At 60.9% G+C, this 1,153-nt stretch carries 1 protein-coding gene; it reads right to left on the reverse strand.

Features of this window, described 5'->3' with window-relative positions:
* Positions 1-1,153: immunoglobulin-like domain-containing protein (locus AACY11_RS28240; RefSeq protein ID WP_339496329.1), on the reverse strand; the 1,153-nt coding region annotated here is incomplete at both ends.

The raw sequence follows: 1,153 nt of genomic DNA on the forward strand, positions 1-1,153 counted from the left end.
GTGTCGATGGTGTCGGTCACTTCAGTCACGGCCGGAACAGTGCTTGGCACCAGGTTCTCGAAGTTGCCACCAGTAGCAGTCGAAATGGTTGCTTCGACTTTGCCGGCATCTTTGTAGACGTCATCGGTAGGCGCTGGAACAGTCACAGTGCCGGTGGTTTTACCTGCCTCGATAGTGATGACGGCGCCGTTCGACAGAGTCACGGTGACTGGCGAACCCGCGGCGTTGGTCAGGGTCGCGGTGTAGACAATCGAACCGCCCTCGGCGACCGAGTCGGTGGCGCTCAGCGTCAGGTTGGTGGTGTCTACGACGTCGGTGACGGTGGTCGAAACCGGTGTTTTGTCGGCCACGAGGTTTTCGTAGTTGCCACCGCTCACGTCAGTGATCGAGTTGGTCAGCGGTGCCTGACCAACCAATGCGTCGTTAGGCGCGGTGGTGGTGACAGTGCCGGTGGTTTTGCCGACTTCGATGGTGATGTTCTGACCGTTAGCCAGAGTTACCACGACTGGCGAACCGGTAACCGGAGCACCAACGGTGGCGGTGTAAGTGACGGTGCCGCCTTCAGCCACGGAAGTATCGGCCGTCAGTTTGACGGTCGAGGTGTCGATTGTATCGGTGACGTTGGTAACGGCCGGAACAGTGCTTGGCACCAGGTTCTCGAAGTTGCCGCCTGTGGCAGTCGAAATGGTTGCTTCGACTTTGCCGGCGTCTTTATAGACGTCATCGGCTGGAGCCGGAACAGTGACGGTGCCCGTGGTCTTGCCCGCCTCGATGGTGATCACTGCGCCGTTCGACAGGGTCACGGTGACTGGCGAGCCAGCAGCGTTGGTCAGGGTGGCGGTGTAGACGATTGAGCCGCCCTCAGCCACGGTACCGGTCGCTGACAGCGACAGGTTAGTGGTGTCGACGACGTCGGTGACGGTGGTCGAAACCGGGGTCTTGTCGGCTACGAGGTCTTCGTAGTTGCCGCCAGAAACCCCCGTGATCGAGTTGGTCAGCGGTGCGTTACCGGCCAGCGCATCGTTCGGCGCGGTGGTGGTCACGGTGCCGGTGGTTTTGCCGACTTCGATGGTGATGTTCTGGCCGTTGGCCAGAGTTACCACGACTGGCGAACCCGTGACCGGGGCGCCCACGGTTGCGGTGTAAGTAACGG

The organism is Pseudomonas sp. RA_105y_Pfl2_P56, assembly GCF_963970845.1.
GTDB classification, from domain to species: Bacteria; Pseudomonadota; Gammaproteobacteria; order Pseudomonadales; family Pseudomonadaceae; genus Aquipseudomonas; species Aquipseudomonas baetica_A.